This window comes from Candidatus Pantoea soli, assembly GCF_007833795.1.
GTDB lineage: Bacteria > Pseudomonadota > Gammaproteobacteria > Enterobacterales > Enterobacteriaceae > Pantoea > Pantoea soli.
The window spans coordinates 3,298,062-3,318,890 of the sequence record NZ_CP032702.1; the positions used below are offsets into that span (position 1 = coordinate 3,298,062).

Sequence of the window (20,829 nt, forward strand, 5' to 3'; positions counted from 1 at the left end):
ATCTTTTATGCTCGATAGTCTGCTTGTCATTCTTTTACTGATTGTGATCAGTTCATTTTTTTCGCTTTCGGAGATCTCGCTGGCGGCCGCCCGCAAGATCAAACTGAAACTGCTGGCCGATGAAGGCAACATCAATGCACAGCGCGTGCTGAAGATGCAGGAACAGCCCGGCATGTTCTTCACCGTGGTGCAGATTGGCCTGAATGCGGTGGCCATCCTCGGCGGTATCGTCGGCGATGCCGCTTTTTCACCGGCTTTCAGTGGCCTGTTTAATCGCTTCATGGCACCCGAACTGGCCGACCAGCTTAGCTTTATCTGCTCCTTTACGATTGTCACCAGTCTGTTCATTCTGTTCGCCGATCTCACGCCAAAGCGCGTGGGCATGATTGCACCGGAAGCGATCGCCCTGCGCATCATCAATCCGATGCGCTTCTGCCTGCTGGTTTTCCGCCCGCTGGTGTGGCTGTTCAACGGCCTGGCAAACGTCTTCTTTCGCATCTTTAAACTGCCGATGGTGCGTAAAGATGACATCACCTCTGATGATATCTATGCGGTGGTGGAAGCCGGCGCGCTGGCTGGTGTGCTGCGCAAGCAGGAACATGAACTGATTGAAAACGTGTTTGAGCTGGAATCGCGTACCGTACCGTCGTCGATGACCTCGCGCGAAAACATTGTCTGGTTTGATCTGCATGAAGATGAAACCAGCCTGAAAACCAAAATCGCCCGGCATCCGCACTCGAAATTTCTGGTCTGCGATGGCGATATCGACCACATTGTCGGCTACGTGGATTCAAAAGAGCTGCTGCTGCGCGTGCTGGGCAACCAGAGCATGACGCTGAACAGCGGCGTACAGATTCGCTCCGCGCTGATTGTGCCGGACACGCTGACGCTGTCGGAAGCGCTGGAGAGCTTTAAAACCGCCGGTGAAGATTTCGCGGTGATCATGAACGAATACGCGCTGGTGGTGGGCATTATCACGCTGAATGACGTGATGACCACGCTGATGGGCGATCTGGTCGGCCAGGGGCTGGAAGAGCAGATTGTCGCGCGCGACGAGAATTCATGGCTGGTAGAAGGCGGTACGCCGATTGATGACGTGATGCGCGTGCTGGATATCGACGAGTTCCCGCAGTCCGGCAACTACGAGACCATTGGCGGCTTCATGATGTATATGCTGCGTAAGATCCCCAAACGTACCGATTTCGTGAAGTTCTCCGGGTACAAATTTGAAGTGGTGGACATCGACAGCTATCGCATCGATCAGCTGCTGGTGACGCGCATTGACGATCGTCCCCCGGTGCTGAATATGACCCGGAGCGCGACAGAAGATCAGGAGAATCCGGCGTCTTAATTCAGCCAGAGCGGTAAGCGGTGCGATTGACGTGCTGCGCAAACATTGAGGGCGCCTGCTGGCGCCCTTTCTGTTACTGCTTAGTTGTACTCGGCCTGCAGCCGCAGCACCTGGCGATTGATTTCTGACATCACGCTGAGATGCTGTTTATCCTTGACGCGCGGCAACATAACTTTGCCTTTATCGAACTCAAACGCGCCAACGTCCTTGATGTACAACCTTCCTTTAAATAGCGTCTTTACATATTTCGCAATTTGCAGCGGATTATAGCGCTGGAAGATCTTCATACTGTTTAACTCCTGAACAGATGTAATACGCTTCGCCGTTGCCAAAAGGGGTACGAACTCATGAAGCGCAAATGAGGCATAAATATAGAACATGAATCGGTGCCTGCGTGCCGGAATCATGGATTTTTTACTGAATTGACACATCATTACAGATAAGTCTGTCATGACGGCCACATAATCCAGTATAAACCTTCATGGGTTACAGAATTGTGGCATGGATAGCAAAGCTGCTCTCTCACCGCGACAGGCGCATCATCCGCGCTTAATATTGCAGAATCATGAATAACTGGTCGGATCACTAAGGAGAATCACATGCGTCTGGCACGCTCTTTGTTAGCCCTGGCATTCGTCATTCCCACGCTTGCCTCTGCGCATGCGTTTAAAACCGGTGAACGCGTGCCGGCAGTAGGCATTAATGATAAAGGTGAGCTGCTCTGGCAGCAGGATAAATTCAGCTATCAGCCGTGGAACAGCGCGCAGCTCAGCGGCAAAGTGCGGGTGATTTTACATATTGCCGGACGCTCCTCGGCTAAAGAGCAGAATGCCGCGCTGATTGAAGCCATCAAAGCCGCAAAGTTGCCGCATGACCGCTATCAGACCACGACCGTGGTGAATACAGATGATGCGATTCCAGGCACCGGCATGTTTGTGCGCAGCAGTATTGAGAGCAATAAGAAGCAGTATCCGTGGTCGCAGTTCATCATCGACAGCAACGGCAGCGCGCGCAAAGCCTGGCAGCTGGAAAAAGGCGGGTCAGCGATCGTTGTACTGGATAAAACGGCCCACGTCCGCTTTGCCAAAGACGGTGCGCTGACGCAGGAAGAGGTGCAGCAGGCCATGACGCTGCTGCAGACGTTGCTGAAAAACTAAGGCGCCAGTCACGTACAATGCGCAGCGGCGATGCTGTCCGGCCGCTGCGCGTCATACCGCAACCGCGGTTTAAAACAGCGACACGCGGAAGCCCGGGTTGAGGAACGATTCGCGCGGCGCATAATCCAGCGTGCGGCCCTGCCAGTCATGCACGTGTGCTCCGGCCGCGACGGCCACCGCATGGCCGGCACCGGTATCCCAGATATTGGTGGGCCCGAAGCGCGGATAAAGCTGCGCTTTTCCTTCCGCCACCAGGCAGAATTTCAGCGATGAGCCAATTGCCGTTGTCTGATGCTCGCCCAGCTGGGAAAGATACTCTTTCAGCTCTTCATCTTTATCCGCATGCGAACGGCTGACAACCACCAGCGGCGGACGGGCTTCACGCACCTGAATCTGGATTTTATGGCCGCCCTCTTCTTTCCACGCCTTGCCGTCTGCCGCGGAATACATGACGCCCAGCGCCGGCGCATAGACTACGCCCAGCGTCGGTTTGCCGTTTTCAATCAGGGCGATGTTCACCGTGAATTCACCGTTACGCTTGATGAACTCTTTGGTGCCGTCCAGCGGATCGACCAGCCAGTATTTCTGCCAGTGCTGACGTACTTCCCAGCCCGGCGGATCCTCTTCCGACAGCACTGGCACATCCGGCGACAGCGCCTGCAGTCCCTGTACGATGATTTTATGCGCCGCGAGGTCGGCAGCCGTGACCGGTGAATCGTCCGACTTCCGCGTCACGTCCATGGGCGCTGCGCCCGCGTAAACCTGCATAATGGCGTCGCCTGCCTCACGCGCCAGCTGGCAAATGTTATCTAGCATACTTCACCTCCTTTCCGCTGATTCTGCCGGTCAGACACCTGCAGCTCATCTTCAGACATTTTAGCAGTTGTGCTAAGCCCGCCTGCTGCTGTGGCCGCTGCGCCGGCAATTTGTTTTATTATCAATACCATAGATTGCTGCAGGCGGCTATGGCGCGATGCTGAATCCGCACCGGGCAGCAGAAAGAGGTAAAACCGCGAATGCCATCACATATTGAAGTGATAATTTGTCACGGTTTTACATTATTTTGAGAGGCCCATTGAACGAACAAGGAACAGGCCATGTTCAAAGCCCGCATCCCGTTACTGGCGCTGTGCATCAGCGCTGCCTCTGCCCAGGCCGCCACGGTGGATTTACGTATTCTGGAAACCACCGATCTGCACAGCAATATGATGGACTTCGACTATTACAAAGACACGCCGACTGAAAAATTCGGCCTGGTACGCACCGCCACGCTGATTCAGCAGGCGCGGGCGGAAGCCAAAAACAGCGTGCTGGTGGACAATGGCGACATTATTCAGGGCAGCCCGCTGGGCGATTACAGTGCGGCGAAAGGGCTGAAAAACGGTGAGGTGCATCCGGTCTACAAGGCGCTGAATACGCTGGATTACACCGTGGGCAACCTCGGCAATCATGAATTTAACTATGGCCTGCCCTATTTGCAAAAAGCGCTGGCCGGCGCGCACTTCCCCTATATCAACGCCAATATTATCGATGAAAAGCGCGGAAAACCGCTGTTTACGCCCTATCTGATCCGGGAAACCGCCGTGATCGATCGCGACGGCCAGACGCACAAGGTAAAAATTGGCTATATTGGCTTCGTTCCGCCGCAGATTATGGTGTGGGATCGCAATAATCTGCAGGGAAAAGTGCACGTTGATGACATAACGGAAACAGCGAAGCGCTATGTGCCGGAAATGCGCGCAAAAGGTGCTGAAATAATCATCGCTATACCGCACTCCGGTTTAAGCAGTGAGCCCTATCACGCCATGGCCGAGAACTCGGTTTACTACCTGAGCCAGGTGCCCGGCATCAATGCCATTATGTTTGGCCATGCGCACGCCGTGTTTCCCGGCAAAGATTTCGCTGCAATCCCGGGCGCGGATATCGCGCAGGGTACGCTGAACGGCATCCCGGCGGTGATGCCCGGCATGTGGGGCGATCACCTCGGGGTGGTCGATCTGGTGCTGAGCAACGCCGGCGGCCAATGGCAGGTCACGCAGGGGAAAGCCGAAGCGCGCCCTGTCTATGACAGCGTGGCGAAAAAGTCGCTGGCCGCGGAAGATGCCAGCCTGATAAAAGTGCTGGCGCAGGATCATCGCGCCACCCGGGCGTTTGTGGCAAAACCCATCGGACGCTCCGCCGATGTGATGTACAGCTATTTGTCGCTGGTGCAGGACGACCCTACGGTGCAGATCGTCAACAATGCCCAGCGCGCTTACGTTGAGCACTTTATTCAGGGCGATCCGGACCTCAGCCGCCTGCCGGTGCTCTCTGCTGCTGCGCCGTTTAAAGCCGGCGGACGCCATAACGATCCCGCCAGCTATACCGAAGTGGAAAAAGGTCAGCTGACCTTCCGCAATGCCGCCGATCTTTATCTCTACCCGAATACGCTGGTGGTGATGAAGATCACTGGTGCGCAGGTGAAAGAGTGGCTGGAGTGCTCGGCCGCGCAGTTTAATCAGATTGATCCTCACGCCACCCGGCCACAGTCGCTGATCAACTGGGATTTCCGCACTTACAACTTTGATGTGATTGATGGTGTGCAGTACCAGATCGACGTCACGCAGCCCGCGCGCTACGATGCGGAGTGCAAGCTGATCAACCCGCAGGCATCGCGCATCACGGCGCTGTTATGGCAGGGCAAACCGGTTGACCCGCAGGCGACTTTCCTTGTCGCCACCAACAATTACCGCGCTTACGGGGGCAAATTTGCCGGCACCGGCGATCGCTACGTGGCCTTTGCTTCCCCGGATGAGAACCGCGCGGTGGTGGCCGCGTATATCAGCAGCGAAACCAAGGCGCACGGCGAAGTCAGGCCGCAGGCCGATCATAACTGGCGTCTGGCGCCGATTCACAGCGAGACACCGCTGGATATTCGTTTTGAGACGGCGCCCGGCAGCAAAGCGTCGCAGTTTATTGCGCAGCACGCGGATTATCCGATGAAGGCGGTCGGCAGCGATGAGGCAGGTTTTGCGCTCTGGCAGGTGGATTTACAGCCGAAGTGAAGAACAGGGCGGCTTGCGCCGCCCGACAGGCTTACAGAATTTCCAGCAGCTCCACTTCAAAGATCAGGGTGCTGAACGGCGGAATGGACGCGCCTGCGCCACGCTCACCGTAGGCGAGGTTGTGCGGAATCGCCAGCTCCCACTTTGAGCCTACCGGCATCAGGGTCAGCGCTTCAATCCAGCCGGCGATCACGCCGCTGACCGGAAACTCAGCCGGTTCGCCGCGGGCAACGGAGCTGTCAAACACGGTGCCATCAATCAGCTTACCGGTGTAGTGCACGCGCACACGATCCTGACGCGATGGAATCGGGCCTTCGCCCTGGGTGATCACGCTGAACTGCAGGCCGGATTCGGTGCTGCTTACGCCTTCGCGCTGGGCATTCTGCTCCAGGAATTTCTGCCCTTCTGCCGCCATCGCTTCCACGCGCTCACGGCGCACGCCTTCAGCGCGCTCATGCACTTCGCGCAGCGCACGGTGCACCACATCAACCGGAACCGCCGGTGAGTTCCCTTCCAGCGCGTCGCGCAGGCCCGCCAGCAGTGCTTCTGGCTGCAGACCCTGCAGTCCAGACTCTTGCAGCTGCTGACCAACCTGTAAACCGATACCGTAACTTGCTTGTGATTCGACGCTGTCAAATGAAGGGGTCGTCATCTTGATTCCTTAATCCCGGAGAAAAATTGAAACGGCAGCATAACAGCGCAGGCGGCTGGCGTAAAATCTCACGCGCTACGGATGACATTTCCCGGCGAAACAGAAACAATACCCCGGTCAAATTTTTCAATGCTGGCAGGCACTTCCTTTGCGCATTGCCCATACTGTAAAACAAGAGAGAAAACATGGGCCAGATTGCCCCACGCCGCCGCAGGACGCGCACACCGCGTACGCTTTTATCAAGGTTACAACGCTGGTTGCCCGCGACACCCCCGCCGGCTGCTCACGAGGAGGATTCATCAATGGCTTCTGAGACCCCATCGCGCCTGCCCGGCCCTCTGCAGCGCGTCTGGCATCTGCTGGATGACGTGCGCTGGATGGACCCGCTGCCGCCGCTTCATCGCCGCGGTATTGTGATCGCCCTGCTGGTGATGCTGCTGGCCTTTCTCTGGCCAGCCAGCACGCCGCAGTATCCGGTAGAGCGTCCGGCTGACAACGCCGGCAAATCGGTGCCCATGCAGGCTGAGATTTACGATAACGCATCGTCAGCGCAAAACAGCGCGCAGCCAAAAAGCGATGCGCAGGGAACCTGGCACAGCTATACCGTTGCCACCGGCCAGACGCTGGCGCAGCTGTTTCGCGATAATAACCTGCCGGTGAATGATGTGTTTGCGATGGCGCGCGTGGAAGGCGACGGACAGCCGCTGAGTGCATTGCAGAGTGGTCAGCAGGTGAAGATCCGGCAGAATGCGCAGGGTGTGGTAACAGGCTTAACGGTGGATGGCAGTAATGGACCCGTGCTGTTCACCCGCCAGCCAGACGGCAGCTTTATCCGCGCGCAGTAAACGCCGGAAACAAAAACGCCGGCACAAGGCCGGCGTTTTCGCATTACCCGGTAACGGAATTACCCGGCAACTACATTCACAACCAGTTTAGCGAAGACTTCGCTGTGAACCTGGAAGTCAACTTCGTGCTCACCGGTGGTGCGCAGAACGCCGTTCGGCAGACGAACTTCGCTCTTCGCTACGTCAACGCCAGCAGCCGTTACGGCGTCAGCGATGTCGCGGGTACCGATGGAACCGAACAGTTTACCTTCGTCGCCAGCTTTGGAAACGAGAGTAACGGTGCCCAGTGCGTTGATTTTCTCGGCACGTGCGTTAGCAGCAGCCAGAACGTCAGCCAGTTTGGCTTCCAGTTCAGCGCGACGCGCTTCGAAGAATTCAACGTTTTTCTTGGTAGCAGGAACAGCTTTGCCCTGTGGAACCAGGAAGTTACGAGCGTAGCCCGCTTTAACGTTAACCTGATCACCCAGGCTGCCCAGGTTTGCTACTTTATCAAGCAGAATAACTTGCATTACCTTATCCTCTTAAAGTCGTGTGTGGACAGTTGCCAATTACTGATGACGATCAGTGTATGGCAGCAGAGACAGGTAACGCGCGCGCTTGATAGCACGAGCCAGCTGACGCTGGTATTTAGCGCGAGTACCAGTGATACGGCTTGGAACAATCTTGCCGCTTTCAGTGATGTAGTTTTTCAGCGTTGCGATATCTTTATAATCGATCTCTTGAACGCCTTCCGCGGTGAAACGGCAGAACTTGCGACGACGGAAATAACGTGCCATTTGGCTAGTCTCCAGAATCTATCAATTCAATCTGCTCGGCATGTAACACAAGTTTGCTCTGGCCATTGCGTGCCTGATGGCAGCTGATAAAACCTTCGAGCGTGAGTTGCATGCCGACCGTTATATGTTGAGTAATCGCCTGATGAACGCTGCCGCTGATAATCACCGGCATCTGACACCAGGCTTGCCGGTGAAAACCGGCCTCCTCCTGCACAGAACGATGCTCAAGCATGAACTGGCAGTGTGGAATCCCTGACGGACTGATTTTTCGAACTGGCGTCTTGCACACAGTGCCCGACAGGCGCAGCCGATTTGCCGTCATCGTGGATTACTCTTCAGAATCCCCAGCATCTGAGTCTTCTGCCGATTCGTTAGCGAAGTCTTCGCGGCGCTCACGACGCTCGTCTTTCGCTTTAACCATCGGAGAAGCTTCAGTTACCGCGTGCTTAACGCGCATAACCATGCTGCGGATAACGGCGTCGTTGAAGCGGAAGTTAGTTTCCAGCTCGTCAATCACTTCCTGCGGCGCTTCTACGTTCATCAGAACGTAGTGTGCTTTGTGCAGTTTGTTGATTGGGTAAGCCAGCTGACGGCGGCCCCAGTCTTCCAGACGGTGGATCGTGCCCTGAGCACCAGTGATAGCACCAGTGTAACGCTCGATCATGCCCGGAACCTGTTCGCTCTGGTCAGGATGGACCATAAATACGATTTCGTAATGACGCATCGATAGCTCCTTACGGATTATTCAGCCTCCTGTCAGGGTCAGCTGCGGCCCACGGAAGCAAGGAACGTTGAAGGCGGTGAATCACACAGTGATCACGCACCTCTGAATGCAGCTGAAAAATTGACGCGTAATCATACTGGCGTCCGCCAGGAAACTCAAGCGCACATTGCGTTAAATCGCGGCGGCCGTGCCAGCACAGGGTGCATTTCGTGCTACGCCTTCCGATTCAGGGCGTTAGCGACAGGTTGTTCAAAATCACTGAAGAGGGTGTTCAGGCGGACGCGCTGGCAGCGCGCGGGTAAACAACTAAAATAACCTCAGGCACAACGATCCCTGTGACCGGCTGTGCCGGAGAGTGTTATCCCTGGAGTGAGGAGTCGATTATGAAAACGGTCATTATCGCCACTTTACTGGGTCTCTTCCTGTCTACCCCCGCTCTTGCCAGCACCGCTGACTATGCGCAGCAGATGAGAAGTAACAGCAGCAAAGCGGCTTCAGGCTATGTCTATGTTAACCGGCTGGATGCGCCTGACAGCAGTCACCCCGTCAGCACGCCCCTCAACGCCGCCGATCGCTTGTCATCACAGCTGTGATCGGGCCTGACGTCACGGGCTGGTGGTGTTTATGCGCCAGCCCGTTTTAGGGTTACAGATGATGCTTAAAGAAACTGACCAGCGCGTTAAGCGCTGACGGCGTAATTTTGTGGCCAGTCTGCTTTTCTGACAAAAATGTCAGCCTGCTGTCCAGTTGCGCCTCCCGCAGCATACGCACCAGCCGCTCCGTTTCGGCGAAGGGCACCACTTCATCCGCTTCACCGTGCCACAGCAGCAGCGGCCGGTTCGCCAGCTGCGGCAGCTGCTGGCTGGGATCATAAGCGGCCAGCGGTGCCAGCCGGTTCGCCAGCGCCTGTTGCTGCGCGGGCGTGTGCGCCACCAGCGGCGGGAACAGCGTCTGGCTGAGCGTCATAAACGAGCCCGAACCCATCAGGCAGGCAACACTCTGAATCTGCGGATAGCGCGCCATAGCGCCCAGCGCCGTCATGCCGCCCATTGATGCACCCGCCACGGCAAAACGTCCTTCGGCCACCCACTCTTTTTCATGCAGAACAGCTTCCAGCTGTGGCACTTCGTCGATATTGCGCTGCAGGATCTCCCAGAAGTGCGTCATGCGCTGGTCGCTGTCGCCGTTGTAGCGCGCGCCGTGCATATCGGCATCCGGCATAATGACCCGAAAACCGGCCTGCGCCAGCGCCACCGCAAAATAGCTGTAGACCTCTTTCGAAGAGGTAAAGCCGTGGTAAAACAGCAGCGTGGGTAAGCGTGCCTGTCGCTGTCCGGCCGGCGCCGCATGAATACATTCAATGCCCGCCAGACGCTCCGTTGCCAGTTCAATCATACCGTCTCCGTTGAGAATCATTATCACTGTTCTCAGTGTACGTACTGCACCTGAAAATGCGAGCGGCTTCCCCCTGCCATCCTGCGAAACGCCGGACTAAACCTTTGCCGTTTTCTGCCGTTGATCCGGTATCCCTCCAATTTTATTAAAAGGTACTTTATGAAGCGTCTTTCTCTCAGCGCCATGGGTCTCGGAATTAAGCTGTCTGTATTGACGTCTCTTAGCGTGGCAATTGTGCTGTTTGCCCTGACGTTAACCCTGAGCCATAACGCAGCACGTCAGCTGGAACAGCTGGCCATTGACGATATGCAAAACCAGGTGCTGGGCATTAATGAAATGGCCACCATGTTCAACGCCACCCTGTCTGAAGAAGTGGCAAATTACACCCGGCTGTTCCAGAGCTTTTTACCCAAACGCTTTAGCCGTGACGAGAGTGCGCGTATTCAGGTGGGTGACTTCAGCACGCCTACGCTGCGCGCCGGGTTGAAAACACTGAACCTCGACCAGGTGGCCGTGGATGATTTTTTTGATCGTACTGGCGCGGTCACCACGATTTTCGTCCGGGATGGCGAAGACTTTATCCGCATCGCCACCTCGCTGAAAAAAGAGGATGGCAGCCGTGCGATCGGCACAAAGCTTGACGCCAGCGGCGCGCCCTGGCGCAGCGTCAGCAAGGGCGAAACCTACCGCGGCCTCGCCACGCTGTTCGGGCACCGCTATATCACGCAGTATCAGCCGGTAAAAGATGACGGCGGCAATGTGATTGCCATTCTGTTTGTCGGCGTGCAAATCGACAATCAGTATGCGCTGATGCGCGACAAAGTGCTGGCGCGCCGTCTGGGCGACAGCGGCAGCTTCTTTGTCCTGAACGGCACTCCGGGCAGCAGTCAGGGCAAATACCTGTTTGATAAGCACAATGAGGGCAAGCTGCCGGACTGGGATGCGCAGGTGCAGCAGCAGTTACTGACGCAGCCGGCCGGCCTGCTGGAGATTACGCACGAGGGCGAAACGCGTCTGCTGGCCTGGCAGCAACTGCCGGGCTGGAACTGGATCATCGCGGGTGAGGTAAGCCGCGCCAGCCTGCTGGCGCCAATCAACCATAGTCGTAACCTGTTTATGGTCACCGGCCTGGTGCTGGTGCTGCTGTTCGCCGTGGGCTTTGTGCTGTACAGCCGCCGCGCCATTACCCGTCCGCTGCAGCAGGTTATTCACCTGGCGGAGCAGTACGCGGCGGGTAATCTGCAGGCGCACCTCGATTCACGCCGTCATGATGAGATTGGTCAGCTGGTCGGCGCGATCAACGGCATCGGTGACGGTCTGGAAAAAGTGGTCAGCCAGGTACGCGTGGCGGCCCGCGATATCAGCAGCGGCACCGACAGCATTGCCGCCGGCAGTTCCAGCATCAGTGAACAGATTGGGCGACAGGCCAGCAGCGTTGAGGAGACGTCGGCCAGTATGGAGCAGTTTGGTGCCACCGTCGCGCAGACGGCAGCCAACGTGCGCCAGGCAATGGCGCTGGTCAGCGAGGCAGCAAGCACCGTCAGCCACGGCGGCACTACCGTTGCCCGCTCGGTAGAGACCATGTCTGAGATCCGCGTCGCGTCGCAAAGCATTGCGGATATCACCCAAGTCATTGAGTCGATTGCCTTCCAGACCAATATTCTGGCGCTGAACGCTGCCGTCGAAGCGGCGCGTGCCGGCGAGCACGGTAAAGGCTTTGCGGTGGTGGCAGCGGAAGTACGGGCGCTGGCACAGCGCAGCGCCAATGCGGCAAAAGAGATCGACGGGCTGATCGCCAGCTCCATCGATAAAGTCGCGGCCGGCCATGCGCTGTCGGAGCAAACGCGCGATGCCATGAACCACATTGTCAGCCATATTGAGCAGGTGAAAACCCTGATGGGTGAAATCAACATTGCCGCGCAGGAGCAGGCGGCGGGCATTGGTCAGGTTAACCTGGCGATGAACCACATCAGCCAGGCCACGCATCAGAGCAGCGATATGATCAGCCAGTCCGAGAGCACGGCCCACCATTTGAGTCAGAAAGGCCATCACCTGACCCAGCTGGTCAGCATTTTCCGTCTTAACGACTAATGCGGATCGGAAGATGGCTTACACTTAAGTCATCTTCCTTTTTCCGGAGCTGCCATGCGTTCTCTTCTGCTGATCCTGAGCCTGCTGCTGAGCGGCTGTGCCGCACTGCACACCACGCCGCAACCGCCTCCGCCGCCCGCGCAGCAGGCGCAGGAGATCACCCGGGCGCAAAGCGCTGGCCTGCCAAAACTGGGCAATGTTACCGCCACCTCACGCGGTTCCCCGGACGATGTCCAGCGCGCCATCGCCGCGCGCGCCAGTCAGGCGGGTGCAGTCTATTACCAGATTGTGATGCTGGACGATACCACGCTGCCGGGCCAGTGGTACGCCACTGCCATTCTGTATGGCGCCCCTTTAGGCCGCGCTGGCACGCAGCAGTAAACGGCTGCAGAGATCCTCGCTCAGCACACGCTGCCCGCGCGCATCCAGCAGCCGGGCACATCCACTGTCTGCCAGCGGCGGTTCCGCCACTTTCAGCAGTACAGCGGCTTCAGCCAGCCGTAGCAGATCCTGCGTCAGATCGCGCGCCATCGCTTCCTGCGGACGCGCCAGCTGCAGGCGCAGCTGCCGCCAGCGGCGATCGAAATGACGGTTACAGCCTTTCACCGCATCGAATTCGTCATGCAGCATGGTGAGCACGCCGGGCTGACGCTTCAGCACGCGCAGTACATCAAGGCACATGACATTGCCCGACCCTTCCCAGATGCTGTTGACCGGCATTTCGCGATACAGCCGCGGCAGCTCACTCTCTTCGCAGTAACCGATGCCGCCCAGCACTTCCATTGCTTCGGCGACAAAGGGGATGCCCGCCTTGCACAGTCCGTACTTCGCCGCTGGCGTAAACAGGCGGGCGTAAAGCCGCTCATGCTCGCTGGCCGGCGCAGACCAGGCACGCGCCAGCCGCAGCAGCAGTGCGGTCTGCCCTTCAAGCTGCAGCGCATGCTGCGCCAGCACGGCACGCATCAGCGGCAGATCGCTGAGACTTCTGCCGCTGACCTGCCGCTGTCGGGCATGATGTAATGCAATCGCCAGCGCGCGGCGCATCAGGCCATGACTGCCCAGCGCGCAGTCAAAACGCGTCATGCTACCCATTTTCAGGATCAGCCTTACGCCTTCTCCCTCTTCGCCCATCAGCCAGCCAATCGCGTCCTGAAACTCGGCTTCCGCGCTGGCGTTGGCGCGGTTTCCGAGTTTGTCTTTCAGCCGTTCAAGGCGGATGGCGTTGCGCGTACCATCCGGCAGCAGGCGGGGCAGAAAGAAGCAGCTTATGCCCTGCGGCGTCTGCGCCAGGATCACATGGGCATCGCTCTGCGGCACCGAGAAAAACCATTTATGCCCGGTAATGCGGTACGCCTCGCCGGGGCCACGCGCACCAAGCGGCTCAGCGCGCGTGGTGTTGCTCAACACATCCGTCCCGCCCTGTTTCTCTGTCATTCCCATGCCAATCAGCAAACCGCGTTTTTGCGAGCCGGGCACATGATGGGCGTCATAGCGATCGCTGAGCAGGCTGTCGCGCCAGCCGGCATACGGCGGCGGCAGATGCGTTTGTAACAGAGGAATCGCGGCGTGCGTCATGGTAACCGGACAGAGCGAGCCGGCTTCGACCTGCGCATGCAGAATAAAACGCGCCGCGCGCGCGACCATGGCGCAGGGCGGCACGTCGGGCTGCCAGCTGAGATTGTGCAGACGGCTGGCGCACACGCCCTGCATCAGCAGATGCCAGGCCGGATGAAAACGCACTTCGTCAAGGCGTTCGCCGCGCGCGTCGTAGCGCAGCAGTTCCGGCGGCTGTGCGTTGGCCAGGCGGCCCAGTTCGAGGGATTCAGCACTGCCCAGCTGCAGGCCAACAGAAGCCAGCCATTCGCGATCCCAGCCCGCGCCTTCACGGGCTACGGCCTCGCACAGGGCGACGTCACGGGTGAACAGATTGCTGTTGCTGAGTGGATGTGGCTGATTAACAACATTGTGCGTGGACCAGGTCATAAACGCTCCTCTCCCGTCATTCTTCAGACTGCAGAACAACCTTTGCAGTCTGAATTATCAGGGTATAAGTATGGAGCGGCTGTATTGTTATGCCTGGTACGGCAAACGTTTTGCGGCGCGGATCACGCCAGGCGCTGGCGTACCGCTTCGAACAGGCACACGCCGGTTGCCACGGAAACGTTAAGGGAAGAGACGCTACCGGCCATCGGAATGCTGATCAGCTCGTCGCAGTGTTCACGCGTCAGACGCCGCATCCCTTCTCCTTCCGCCCCCATCACCAGCGCCATCGGGCCGGTCATCTTGCTCTGATACAGCGTGTGGTCCGCTTCACCGGCCGTGCCGACGATCCAGACATTGTACTCCTGCAGCAGACGCATGGTGCGCGCCAGGTTGGTGACGCGAATCAGCGGGACGTTCTCTGCCGCGCCGCTGGCCACTTTTTTCGCCGTGGCGTTGAGCGGGGCAGCGCGATCTTTCGGCACGATAACCGCGTGCACGCCAGCAGCATCCGCGCTGCGCAGGCAGGCACCGAGGTTGTGTGGATCGGTCACGCCATCAAGGATCAGCAAAAACGGTTTTTCCAGCGATTGCAGCAGATCCGGCAGGTCGCCTTCCTGATAATGTTTACCCGGCTTCACGCGCGCCACGATCCCCTGATGCACGCCGCCTTCCACCTGACTATCCAGCCACTGGCGATTCGCCAGCTGGATGACCACGCCCTGAGCTTCCAGTGCCGCGATCAGGGGCTGCAGGCGTCGATCGTCGCGGCCTTTGAGAATAAACACTTCCTGGAAACGCTGGGGATCGCGCTCCAGCAGCGCCTGCACGGCATGAATGCCAAAAATTATTTCGCTCATTACTTTGCTCAAGGTTGGATAACTATCAATGAATTCTGCAACCGATGTCAGAGGGCGCACGCATGCGCCCCCTGCAAATTGCGGCACTCAGCCGCAGCGGTGCCGCGTGCTGAGGTCGGCGATCACGCCTCGCTGGCTTTTTTCTTCGCGGCCCGCTTAGCTTTGGTGGCGGCGGCGATTTTACGGGTTTTTTCCGAGACTTTTTTGCTTTTTTTCTCGGTTTTCTCCGCAGCGGGTTTCTTTTTCTCGCTGCGGAAAGCGGCATCCGGCTCAAAGTTGCCTTTTCGTCCGGCATCACGACGACGCTTGCCTGCCGGTTTACCGCCGCGTTTTTCCCGTTCACGCGCGGTCTTACCTTCGCCACGCGGCACGCGCTTGCTGGAGATCAGCGCAAAGTCGATTTTGCGCTCATCCATATGCACGGCATCCACACGCACTTCCACGGCATCGCCCAGCCGGTAGGTGCGACCGCCGGATTCACCAATCAGCCGCTGCCCCACCGCATCGAAACGATAGTAGTCATTGTCCAGCGTGGAGACGTGCACCAGGCCATCAATAAACAGATCGTTAAGGCGGACAAAGAAGCCGAAGCCAGTAACGCTGGAGATCACACCGTTGAAGATGTTCCCGACCTGATCCTGCATGAAATCGCACTTCAGCCAGTCAGCGACATCACGCGTTGCTTCATCGGCGCGGCGTTCAGTCATGGAGCAGTGCTGTCCGAGCTGCAGCATCTGCTGCATATCATAATGGTAGCCACCGGTCGGCGTGGTGTTGCCTTTCAGCGTTCCCTGCTCTTTTGCCAGCAGATACTTGATGGCGCGGTGCAGCAGCAGATCCGGATAGCGGCGAATCGGCGACGTAAAGTGGGCATACGAGGCCAGCGCCAGACCAAAGTGGCCGCGGTTTTCCGGGTCATATACCGCCTGCTTCATGGAGCGCAGCAGCATGGTTTGCAGCATTTCCGCATCGGGACGATCGGCGATCTGCTTCAGCAGGTCAGCGTAATCGATCGGCTGCGGTTTGCTGCCGCCCGGCAGGCTCAGACCCAGCTCGCCCAGCACCGTGCGGAAACTGGTGATGCTGTCTTCGCTGGGACGATCGTGATCGCGGAACAGCGCCGGCTCCTGATTCTTCTCCACAAAGCGCGCAGAGGCGATGTTGGCGAGGATCATGCACTCTTCAATCAGTTTGTGCGCATCGTTACGCACTGTGCGCTCAACGCGATCAATACGGCGCTCTGCGTTGAAGATAAACTTCGCTTCTTCGGTTTCAAATGAGATACCGCCACGCTGCTCGCGCGCTGTCTCCAGCACCTGATACATACGGTGCAGCTCTTCCAGATGTTTAACCTGCGCAGCGTACTGCTCGCGCAGCTCCGGGTTGCCCTGCAGAATGTTCCACACTTTGGTGTACGTCAGGCGCGCATGGGAGTTCATCACCGCTTCGTAGTGCTTGTAGCCGGTGAGCTTGCCGCTGGCGGAGATGGTCATCTCACACACCATGCAGAGGCGATCCACCTGCGGATTCAGCGAGCACAGACCATTGGACAGAATTTCCGGCAGCATTGGCACAACCTGCGACGGGAAATAGACCGAGGTGCCACGCTGATGCGCTTCGGTATCCAGCGCGGTGCCCGGACGCACGTAGTAGCTGACATCCGCGATAGCGACCCACAAACGCCAGCCGCCGCCGCGTTTTTTCTCGCAGTACACGGCATCATCGAAATCACGGGCGTCTTCGCCATCAATGGTAACCAGCGGCAGCTGACGCAGATCGACGCGTCCTTTCTTCGCCGCTTCCGGGACCTGCTCTTTCAGCTTCGAAATCTCTTTCTCAACGTCTTCCGGCCAGGCGTGCGGAATTTCATGGGTGCGCAGCGCCATATCCACGGCCAGACCGGTGCCCATGTTATCACCGAGAATTTCCGTGATTTTACCGATGGCTTTGGTGCGGCGCGTGGCGCGCTGCATAATCTCAACCACCACCACCGAGCCCATACGCGCATTCAGCGTGTCATCCTGGGGGATCAGGATGTCAAAGCTCAGGCGGCTGTCGTCCGGGACGACAAAACCGGTACCGGCATCCGTAAAGTAGCGGCCCACAATCTGGCTGTTGCGCGGCTCCAGCACGCGCACGACGCGCGCCTCGCGCCGGCCTTTGCGATCGGCCCCGCCCGGCTGCGCCAGAATTACGTCGCCGTGCAGGCAGAACTTCATCTGCTCGGCTGACAGGTAGAAATCGTCTTTCTGCCCTTCCACGCGCAGGAAGCCGTAGCCATCACGATGGCCAATGACTTTACCGCGCAGCAGATCCAGCCGCTCCGGCAGGGCATAACACTGACGACGGGTGAACACCAGCTGCCCGTCGCGCTCCATCGCGCGCAGGCGACGGCGCAGCGCCTCCAGCTGATCTTCGCTGGTGATATTCAGCGCCTCGGCGATCTCTTCGCGGCTCGCCGGTTTCTCACGTTTTTCTAACAGCGCCAGAATGAACTCGCGGCTGGGAATAGGGTTTTCGTATTTTTCAGCTTCTCTATCCTGAAAAGGATCTTTTGACATTACGGTTCCTCCGATGTCATTTATTTTGGATTGCCACCGGCGGTTCGGACAATAAAATGTGGTATAGCGAATCGTTGTTTTGCACCAGATCGGCCAGCGTATAGTTATCCAGCTCTTTCAGGAATAACTGTACGGCATTATTCAATACGCTGCGCAGACGACAGGCCGGTGTGATGGCACACTCTTCACAGTTTACCAGCTGTAAAGGTTCCATTTTTCGCACCACGTCGCCAATCACGATGTGTTCCGGGTCCATGCCTAAACGAATTCCGCCGTTTTTACCGCGTGTCGCGGCGACAAAGCCAGCCCGGCTAAGTTGGTTGATGATTTTAACCATATGGTTACGCGATACCCCGTAGGTATCGGTGACTTCGGTAATGTTTGTCTGCATGCCTGCTGGCAACGTCGCCATGTAAATCAGCGCGCGCAGACCATAATCGGTAAAACTCGTTAGCTGCACATCTACCTCAGTGAATCATCGATTTTGTTGTTATTGCGCTGTGTTAGCACGCTTCGATTAACAAGATGATAAACCAGTGTGGAGAACCCGGAGCGCTTTTTTCCGCAGCGAACCATTTCTGCCGGAAAAAATAGAGTGAGCGGAATCAAAGAGCAGATAAACAGAGGCCGGACAGTGTCCGGCCTGAGGAGCGTTATTATGCGTCGAACGGATCGCGCAGAATCATAGTCTCACTACGGTCCGGGCCGGTAGAAATAATATCAATCGGCACACCGGTCACTTCTTCAACACGTTTGATATAGTCACGCGCTGCCTGCGGCAGGCCTTCCAGTGTTTTAACACCAAAGGTGTTTTCACTCCAGCCCGGCAGGGTTTCATAAATCGGCTCGATGCCTTCCCAGCCTTCTGCCGCCAGCGGCGTGCTGGTGACTTCGCGGCCATCCGGCATGCGGTAGCCCACACAGATTTTCACTTCTTTCAGGCCGTCCAGCACGTCCAGTTTGGTCATGCAGAAGCCAGAGAGGGAGTTGATCTGCACGGCACGGCGCACGGCAACGGCATCCAGCCAGCCGGTGCGGCGGCGACGTCCGGTCGTGGCACCGAACTCATTGCCTTTTTTACACAGGAACTCGCCGGTCTCGTCGAACAGTTCGGTCGGGAACGGACCCGCACCCACACGGGTAGAGTAAGCCTTCACGATACCCAGCACGTAATCGACATAGCGCGGACCGATACCGGAACCCGTTGCCACGCCACCTGCTGTGGTATTAGAGGAGGTCACATACGGATAAGTTCCGTGGTCGATGTCCAGCAGCGTGCCCTGTGCACCTTCGAACATGATCAGATCGCCACGCTTACGCGCGCCGTCCAGCAGTTCAGATACGTCAACCACCATGCCGGTGAGGATGTCGGCCACTGCCAGCACATCGTTCAGCACTTTTTCGTAGTCAACCGCATCTTCTTTGTAATAGTTCACCAGCTGGAAGTTGTAGAAATCAACGATCTCTTTCAGCTTCACCGCAAAGGTTTCTTTGTTAAACAGGTCGCTGACGCGCAGACCGCGACGGGCAACTTTGTCTTCGTAGGCCGGACCGATACCGCGACCGGTGGTGCCAATCGCTTTGGCACCGCGCGCTTTTTCACGCGCCAGGTCCATTGCCACATGGTATTGCAGAATCAGCGGACAGGCTTCAGAGATCAGCAGACGTTCACGTACCGGCACACCGCGCGCTTCCAGACCGTTCATCTCTTTCATCAGTGCTTCAGGCGACAGCACAACACCATTACCAATGATGCTGGTGACGTTTTCACGCAGGATGCCAGAGGGAATTAAGTGGAGGACGGTTTTTTCACCGTTGATGACAAGTGTATGGCCTGCATTGTGGCCACCCTGGTAACGCACAACATATTTCGCGCGTTCAGTCAGAAGGTCTACGATCTTACCTTTACCTTCGTCACCCCATTGGGTGCCCAGTACGACGACGTTCTTACCCATTTTCTAAAATCACCGATTGCTTAAAAATGGATTCTACCATCGGATTTTCACACTTTCAGCACTTTTAGCACACGATTGCGCTGTTTTTTGCCTGGGTTTTGCGCAGCTCACAATATGTTGGTATCCCCGGCGAAGCGAGACACAATTTAGCCGGCACCAGCCAGATATTTTGCGGTCAGCTGCCGGCATGCGTGCTCAGCATGTAGTAGATCACCACGCCGGCCACCACCAGCCCGCCACCAAAACGGTGCAAAATACGGTCGGGCAACTGCGCCATCGATAGGATCATACGGCGCCAGAGACGCGGCAGTAACATCGGGCCTAATCCCTCCAGCACTAATACCAGCGCCAGCGCCATCCAGATGGTTGTGTTCATTGCATTTTCCCAAAAAAAAGGCCGACAACAGTGTCGGCCTCAAGGTTATAACAGGTCTTAGCGCGCGGCGTTAGTCGGCGCTTTCATATAGCGGAAGAAATCGCTGTCCGGGCTCAGCACCATGACGTCCTGATTATCAGCAAAGCTGCTTTCATAGGCGCGCAGGCTGCGGATAAAGGCATAGAAATCGGGATCCTGACTGAATGCATCTGCAAACAGTTTGGCCGCTTCACCGTCCCCCTCACCGCGGGTAATCAGTGCCTGACGCTGGGCTTCTGCCAGCGTACGCGTCACCTGATAATCCGCCTGGGCGCGCAGTTTTTCTGCCTCTTCCTGACCCTGTGAACGCTGGCTGCGCGCTACTGCTTCACGCTCTGCGCGCATGCGGTTGTAAATGGCATCAGAAACTTCGGTTGGCAGGTTGATCTGCTTAATGCGCACATCAACTACCTGAATACCCAGTGCCGCCATGCTGTTCGGGTTTGGCGCCGGTTCATTGCTGTTGGTTTCGCGCTCTACGCGCGCCGCCGCACTGGCGATCGCATCGTCAGCCGCCGGTGTCTGCACTTCATCATCGTTGCCCGCGCTGCCGGTGTTCAGGGCATCACGCACGTCGGTGGTCAGACGGCCACGGGAATCGGTGACGATGTCTTTCACATCCAGCCGCCCCATTTCAGAACGCAGACGGTCGCTGAACTTACGTTTCAGCAGCACTTCTGCCTGTGAAACATCGCCACCGCCGGTCGCCAGGTAGTAACGGCTGAAATCGCTGATGCGCCACTTAATGTAGGAATCCACAATCAGGTCTTTCTTCTCTTTGGTGACGAAGCGATCGGCCTGGTTATCCATGGTCTGGATACGGGCATCCAGCGACTTGACGGTTTCAATAAACGGGATCTTAAAGTGCAGACCCGGCGCGTACACCTGCGGTTTGTTCTCGCTGTCACGCAGAACCTTACCAAAGCGCAGCACGATGCCACGCTGGCCTTCCTGCACCACGAACAGTGACGCGTACAGCACCACCAGCACTACAATAATTACGGCGATGATTGGCTTACGCAT

The 20,829-nt window shown here is 57.4% G+C and carries 22 protein-coding genes; 7 read left to right on the forward strand and 15 right to left on the reverse strand.

All coding sequences use genetic code 11. From position 1 onward, the window contains the following. Window positions 1-7 precede the first annotated feature (7 nt). The gene (paeA, locus tag D8B20_RS15190; RefSeq protein WP_145889635.1) at window positions 8-1,351 is read left to right on the forward strand and encodes a polyamine export protein PaeA; all 1,344 of its coding nucleotides are present in this window, start codon (window positions 8-10) and stop codon (window positions 1,349-1,351) included. 80 nt (window positions 1,352-1,431) lie between these two features. Here paeA and D8B20_RS15195 read toward each other — a convergent pair whose 3' ends face one another. Beyond that, the gene (locus D8B20_RS15195) at window positions 1,432-1,638 is read right to left on the reverse strand and encodes a DUF1107 domain-containing protein (protein WP_031280153.1); all 207 of its coding nucleotides are present in this window, start codon (window positions 1,636-1,638) and stop codon (window positions 1,432-1,434) included. Window positions 1,639-1,950: 312 nt separating this feature from the next. On the opposite strand from D8B20_RS15195, the gene D8B20_RS15200 reads away from it, so the two are divergent. Continuing rightward, window positions 1,951-2,508: a YtfJ family protein gene (locus D8B20_RS15200; RefSeq protein WP_145889636.1), complete on the forward strand. Its 558-nt coding sequence runs from the start codon at window positions 1,951-1,953 to the stop codon at window positions 2,506-2,508. A gap of 69 nt (window positions 2,509-2,577) precedes the next feature. Here the strand turns inward: D8B20_RS15200 and cysQ are convergent, their stop codons facing one another. Continuing rightward, window positions 2,578-3,324 (reverse strand): 3'(2'),5'-bisphosphate nucleotidase CysQ, encoded by a 747-nt coding sequence (gene cysQ, locus D8B20_RS15205; RefSeq protein WP_145889637.1) that lies wholly within the window; start codon window positions 3,322-3,324, stop codon window positions 2,578-2,580. Window positions 3,325-3,605: 281 nt separating this feature from the next. Between cysQ and D8B20_RS15210 the strand changes: the two genes are divergently transcribed. Further along, entirely contained in the window at window positions 3,606-5,552 is a 1,947-nt protein-coding gene (locus tag D8B20_RS15210; protein ID WP_145889638.1) for a bifunctional 2',3'-cyclic-nucleotide 2'-phosphodiesterase/3'-nucleotidase, read from the forward strand. A 31-nt stretch (window positions 5,553-5,583) separates the two neighbouring features. Here D8B20_RS15210 and bamJ read toward each other — a convergent pair whose 3' ends face one another. After that, window positions 5,584-6,204 (reverse strand): BamJ family beta-barrel-assembly machinery protein, encoded by a 621-nt coding sequence (gene bamJ, locus D8B20_RS15215; protein ID WP_145889639.1) that lies wholly within the window; start codon window positions 6,202-6,204, stop codon window positions 5,584-5,586. Between the two features lie 185 nt (window positions 6,205-6,389). On the opposite strand from bamJ, the gene D8B20_RS15220 reads away from it, so the two are divergent. Then, window positions 6,390-7,049 (forward strand): OapA family protein, encoded by a 660-nt coding sequence (locus tag D8B20_RS15220; RefSeq protein ID WP_186454384.1) that lies wholly within the window; start codon window positions 6,390-6,392, stop codon window positions 7,047-7,049. Window positions 7,050-7,108: 59 nt separating this feature from the next. Here D8B20_RS15220 and rplI read toward each other — a convergent pair whose 3' ends face one another. The 4 genes from rplI to rpsF are packed head-to-tail and all read right to left on the reverse strand — an operon-like array spanning window position 7,109 to window position 8,549. After that, on the reverse strand, window positions 7,109-7,558 hold the full coding sequence (rplI, locus tag D8B20_RS15225; RefSeq protein WP_145889641.1) for a 50S ribosomal protein L9: 450 nt from the start codon (window positions 7,556-7,558) through the stop codon (window positions 7,109-7,111). A 39-nt stretch (window positions 7,559-7,597) separates the two neighbouring features. After that, window positions 7,598-7,825, reverse strand: a complete 228-nt coding sequence (rpsR, locus tag D8B20_RS15230) for a 30S ribosomal protein S18 (protein WP_000135199.1) — start codon at window positions 7,823-7,825, stop codon at window positions 7,598-7,600. Window positions 7,826-7,829: 4 nt separating this feature from the next. Continuing rightward, on the reverse strand, window positions 7,830-8,147 hold the full coding sequence (priB, locus tag D8B20_RS15235; protein WP_145889642.1) for a primosomal replication protein N: 318 nt from the start codon (window positions 8,145-8,147) through the stop codon (window positions 7,830-7,832). 6 nt (window positions 8,148-8,153) lie between these two features. Further along, window positions 8,154-8,549: a 30S ribosomal protein S6 gene (rpsF, locus tag D8B20_RS15240; RefSeq protein WP_145889643.1), complete on the reverse strand. Its 396-nt coding sequence runs from the start codon at window positions 8,547-8,549 to the stop codon at window positions 8,154-8,156. A gap of 383 nt (window positions 8,550-8,932) precedes the next feature. On the opposite strand from rpsF, the gene D8B20_RS15245 reads away from it, so the two are divergent. Next, the gene (locus D8B20_RS15245) at window positions 8,933-9,142 is read left to right on the forward strand and encodes a hypothetical protein (protein WP_145889644.1); all 210 of its coding nucleotides are present in this window, start codon (window positions 8,933-8,935) and stop codon (window positions 9,140-9,142) included. A gap of 52 nt (window positions 9,143-9,194) precedes the next feature. Here D8B20_RS15245 and yjfP read toward each other — a convergent pair whose 3' ends face one another. Further along, the gene (gene yjfP, locus D8B20_RS15250) at window positions 9,195-9,944 is read right to left on the reverse strand and encodes an esterase (RefSeq protein WP_145889645.1); all 750 of its coding nucleotides are present in this window, start codon (window positions 9,942-9,944) and stop codon (window positions 9,195-9,197) included. A 159-nt stretch (window positions 9,945-10,103) separates the two neighbouring features. On the opposite strand from yjfP, the gene D8B20_RS15255 reads away from it, so the two are divergent. Together D8B20_RS15255 and bsmA are read left to right on the forward strand one after the other, a co-directional pair. Then, entirely contained in the window at window positions 10,104-12,035 is a 1,932-nt protein-coding gene (locus D8B20_RS15255) for a methyl-accepting chemotaxis protein (RefSeq protein ID WP_145889646.1), read from the forward strand. Window positions 12,036-12,089: 54 nt separating this feature from the next. After that, on the forward strand, window positions 12,090-12,416 hold the full coding sequence (gene bsmA / locus D8B20_RS15260; protein ID WP_145889647.1) for a biofilm peroxide resistance protein BsmA: 327 nt from the start codon (window positions 12,090-12,092) through the stop codon (window positions 12,414-12,416). On the opposite strand, the gene D8B20_RS15265 is transcribed toward bsmA, so the two are convergent. From D8B20_RS15265 to hflC, 7 genes are all read right to left on the reverse strand, one after another. Next, window positions 12,390-14,018 carry an isovaleryl-CoA dehydrogenase gene (locus D8B20_RS15265; protein ID WP_145889648.1) on the reverse strand — a complete coding sequence of 543 codons (1,629 nt, stop codon included), beginning with the start codon at window positions 14,016-14,018 and terminating at the stop codon, window positions 12,390-12,392. The two genes, bsmA and D8B20_RS15265, sit on opposite strands and share 27 nt — an antisense overlap. Before the next feature lie 122 nt (window positions 14,019-14,140). Beyond that, complete coding sequence (gene rlmB / locus D8B20_RS15270) at window positions 14,141-14,875, reverse strand: 23S rRNA (guanosine(2251)-2'-O)-methyltransferase RlmB (RefSeq protein WP_145889649.1); 735 nt, start codon at window positions 14,873-14,875, stop codon at window positions 14,141-14,143. Between the two features lie 122 nt (window positions 14,876-14,997). Further along, a complete protein-coding gene (gene rnr / locus D8B20_RS15275) occupies window positions 14,998-17,436 on the reverse strand; it encodes a ribonuclease R (protein ID WP_145889650.1) in 2,439 nt (812 codons plus the stop codon). A 16-nt stretch (window positions 17,437-17,452) separates the two neighbouring features. Then, window positions 17,453-17,896: a nitric oxide-sensing transcriptional repressor NsrR gene (gene nsrR, locus D8B20_RS15280; protein ID WP_145889651.1), complete on the reverse strand. Its 444-nt coding sequence runs from the start codon at window positions 17,894-17,896 to the stop codon at window positions 17,453-17,455. Window positions 17,897-18,092: 196 nt separating this feature from the next. Continuing rightward, complete coding sequence (locus D8B20_RS15285) at window positions 18,093-19,391, reverse strand: adenylosuccinate synthase (RefSeq protein WP_145889652.1); 1,299 nt, start codon at window positions 19,389-19,391, stop codon at window positions 18,093-18,095. 175 nt (window positions 19,392-19,566) lie between these two features. Next, a complete protein-coding gene (locus tag D8B20_RS15290; protein ID WP_145889653.1) occupies window positions 19,567-19,767 on the reverse strand; it encodes a DUF2065 domain-containing protein in 201 nt (66 codons plus the stop codon). 57 nt (window positions 19,768-19,824) lie between these two features. Beyond that, window positions 19,825-20,829 carry a protease modulator HflC gene (gene hflC, locus D8B20_RS15295; RefSeq protein ID WP_145889654.1) on the reverse strand — a complete coding sequence of 335 codons (1,005 nt, stop codon included), beginning with the start codon at window positions 20,827-20,829 and terminating at the stop codon, window positions 19,825-19,827.

Excerpts from the sequence above, each read along its gene's own strand:
- D8B20_RS15265 (WP_145889648.1), bottom strand. The coding sequence starts at position 14,018 with ATGACCTGGTCCACGCACAATGTTGTTAATCAGCCACATCCACTCAGC.
- hflC (WP_145889654.1), bottom strand. The coding sequence starts at position 20,829 with ATGCGTAAGCCAATCATCGCCGTAATTATTGTAGTGCTGGTGGTGCTG.
- bamJ (WP_145889639.1), bottom strand. The coding sequence starts at position 6,204 with ATGACGACCCCTTCATTTGACAGCGTCGAATCACAAGCAAGTTACGGT.
- priB (WP_145889642.1), bottom strand. The coding sequence starts at position 8,147 with ATGACGGCAAATCGGCTGCGCCTGTCGGGCACTGTGTGCAAGACGCCA.
- D8B20_RS15195 (WP_031280153.1), bottom strand. The coding sequence starts at position 1,638 with ATGAAGATCTTCCAGCGCTATAATCCGCTGCAAATTGCGAAATATGTA.
- D8B20_RS15200 (WP_145889636.1), top strand. The coding sequence starts at position 1,951 with ATGCGTCTGGCACGCTCTTTGTTAGCCCTGGCATTCGTCATTCCCACG.
- D8B20_RS15210 (WP_145889638.1), top strand. The coding sequence starts at position 3,606 with ATGTTCAAAGCCCGCATCCCGTTACTGGCGCTGTGCATCAGCGCTGCC.
- D8B20_RS15220 (WP_186454384.1), top strand. The coding sequence starts at position 6,390 with ATGGGCCAGATTGCCCCACGCCGCCGCAGGACGCGCACACCGCGTACG.
- rnr (WP_145889650.1), bottom strand. The coding sequence starts at position 17,436 with ATGTCAAAAGATCCTTTTCAGGATAGAGAAGCTGAAAAATACGAAAAC.
- D8B20_RS15245 (WP_145889644.1), top strand. The coding sequence starts at position 8,933 with ATGAAAACGGTCATTATCGCCACTTTACTGGGTCTCTTCCTGTCTACC.
- yjfP (WP_145889645.1), bottom strand. The coding sequence starts at position 9,944 with ATGATTGAACTGGCAACGGAGCGTCTGGCGGGCATTGAATGTATTCAT.
- rpsR (WP_000135199.1), bottom strand. The coding sequence starts at position 7,825 with ATGGCACGTTATTTCCGTCGTCGCAAGTTCTGCCGTTTCACCGCGGAA.
- bsmA (WP_145889647.1), top strand. The coding sequence starts at position 12,090 with ATGCGTTCTCTTCTGCTGATCCTGAGCCTGCTGCTGAGCGGCTGTGCC.
- rplI (WP_145889641.1), bottom strand. The coding sequence starts at position 7,558 with ATGCAAGTTATTCTGCTTGATAAAGTAGCAAACCTGGGCAGCCTGGGT.
- D8B20_RS15290 (WP_145889653.1), bottom strand. The coding sequence starts at position 19,767 with ATGAACACAACCATCTGGATGGCGCTGGCGCTGGTATTAGTGCTGGAG.
- rlmB (WP_145889649.1), bottom strand. The coding sequence starts at position 14,875 with ATGAGCGAAATAATTTTTGGCATTCATGCCGTGCAGGCGCTGCTGGAG.
- D8B20_RS15285 (WP_145889652.1), bottom strand. The coding sequence starts at position 19,391 with ATGGGTAAGAACGTCGTCGTACTGGGCACCCAATGGGGTGACGAAGGT.
- rpsF (WP_145889643.1), bottom strand. The coding sequence starts at position 8,549 with ATGCGTCATTACGAAATCGTATTTATGGTCCATCCTGACCAGAGCGAA.
- cysQ (WP_145889637.1), bottom strand. The coding sequence starts at position 3,324 with ATGCTAGATAACATTTGCCAGCTGGCGCGTGAGGCAGGCGACGCCATT.
- D8B20_RS15255 (WP_145889646.1), top strand. The coding sequence starts at position 10,104 with ATGAAGCGTCTTTCTCTCAGCGCCATGGGTCTCGGAATTAAGCTGTCT.
- paeA (WP_145889635.1), top strand. The coding sequence starts at position 8 with ATGCTCGATAGTCTGCTTGTCATTCTTTTACTGATTGTGATCAGTTCA.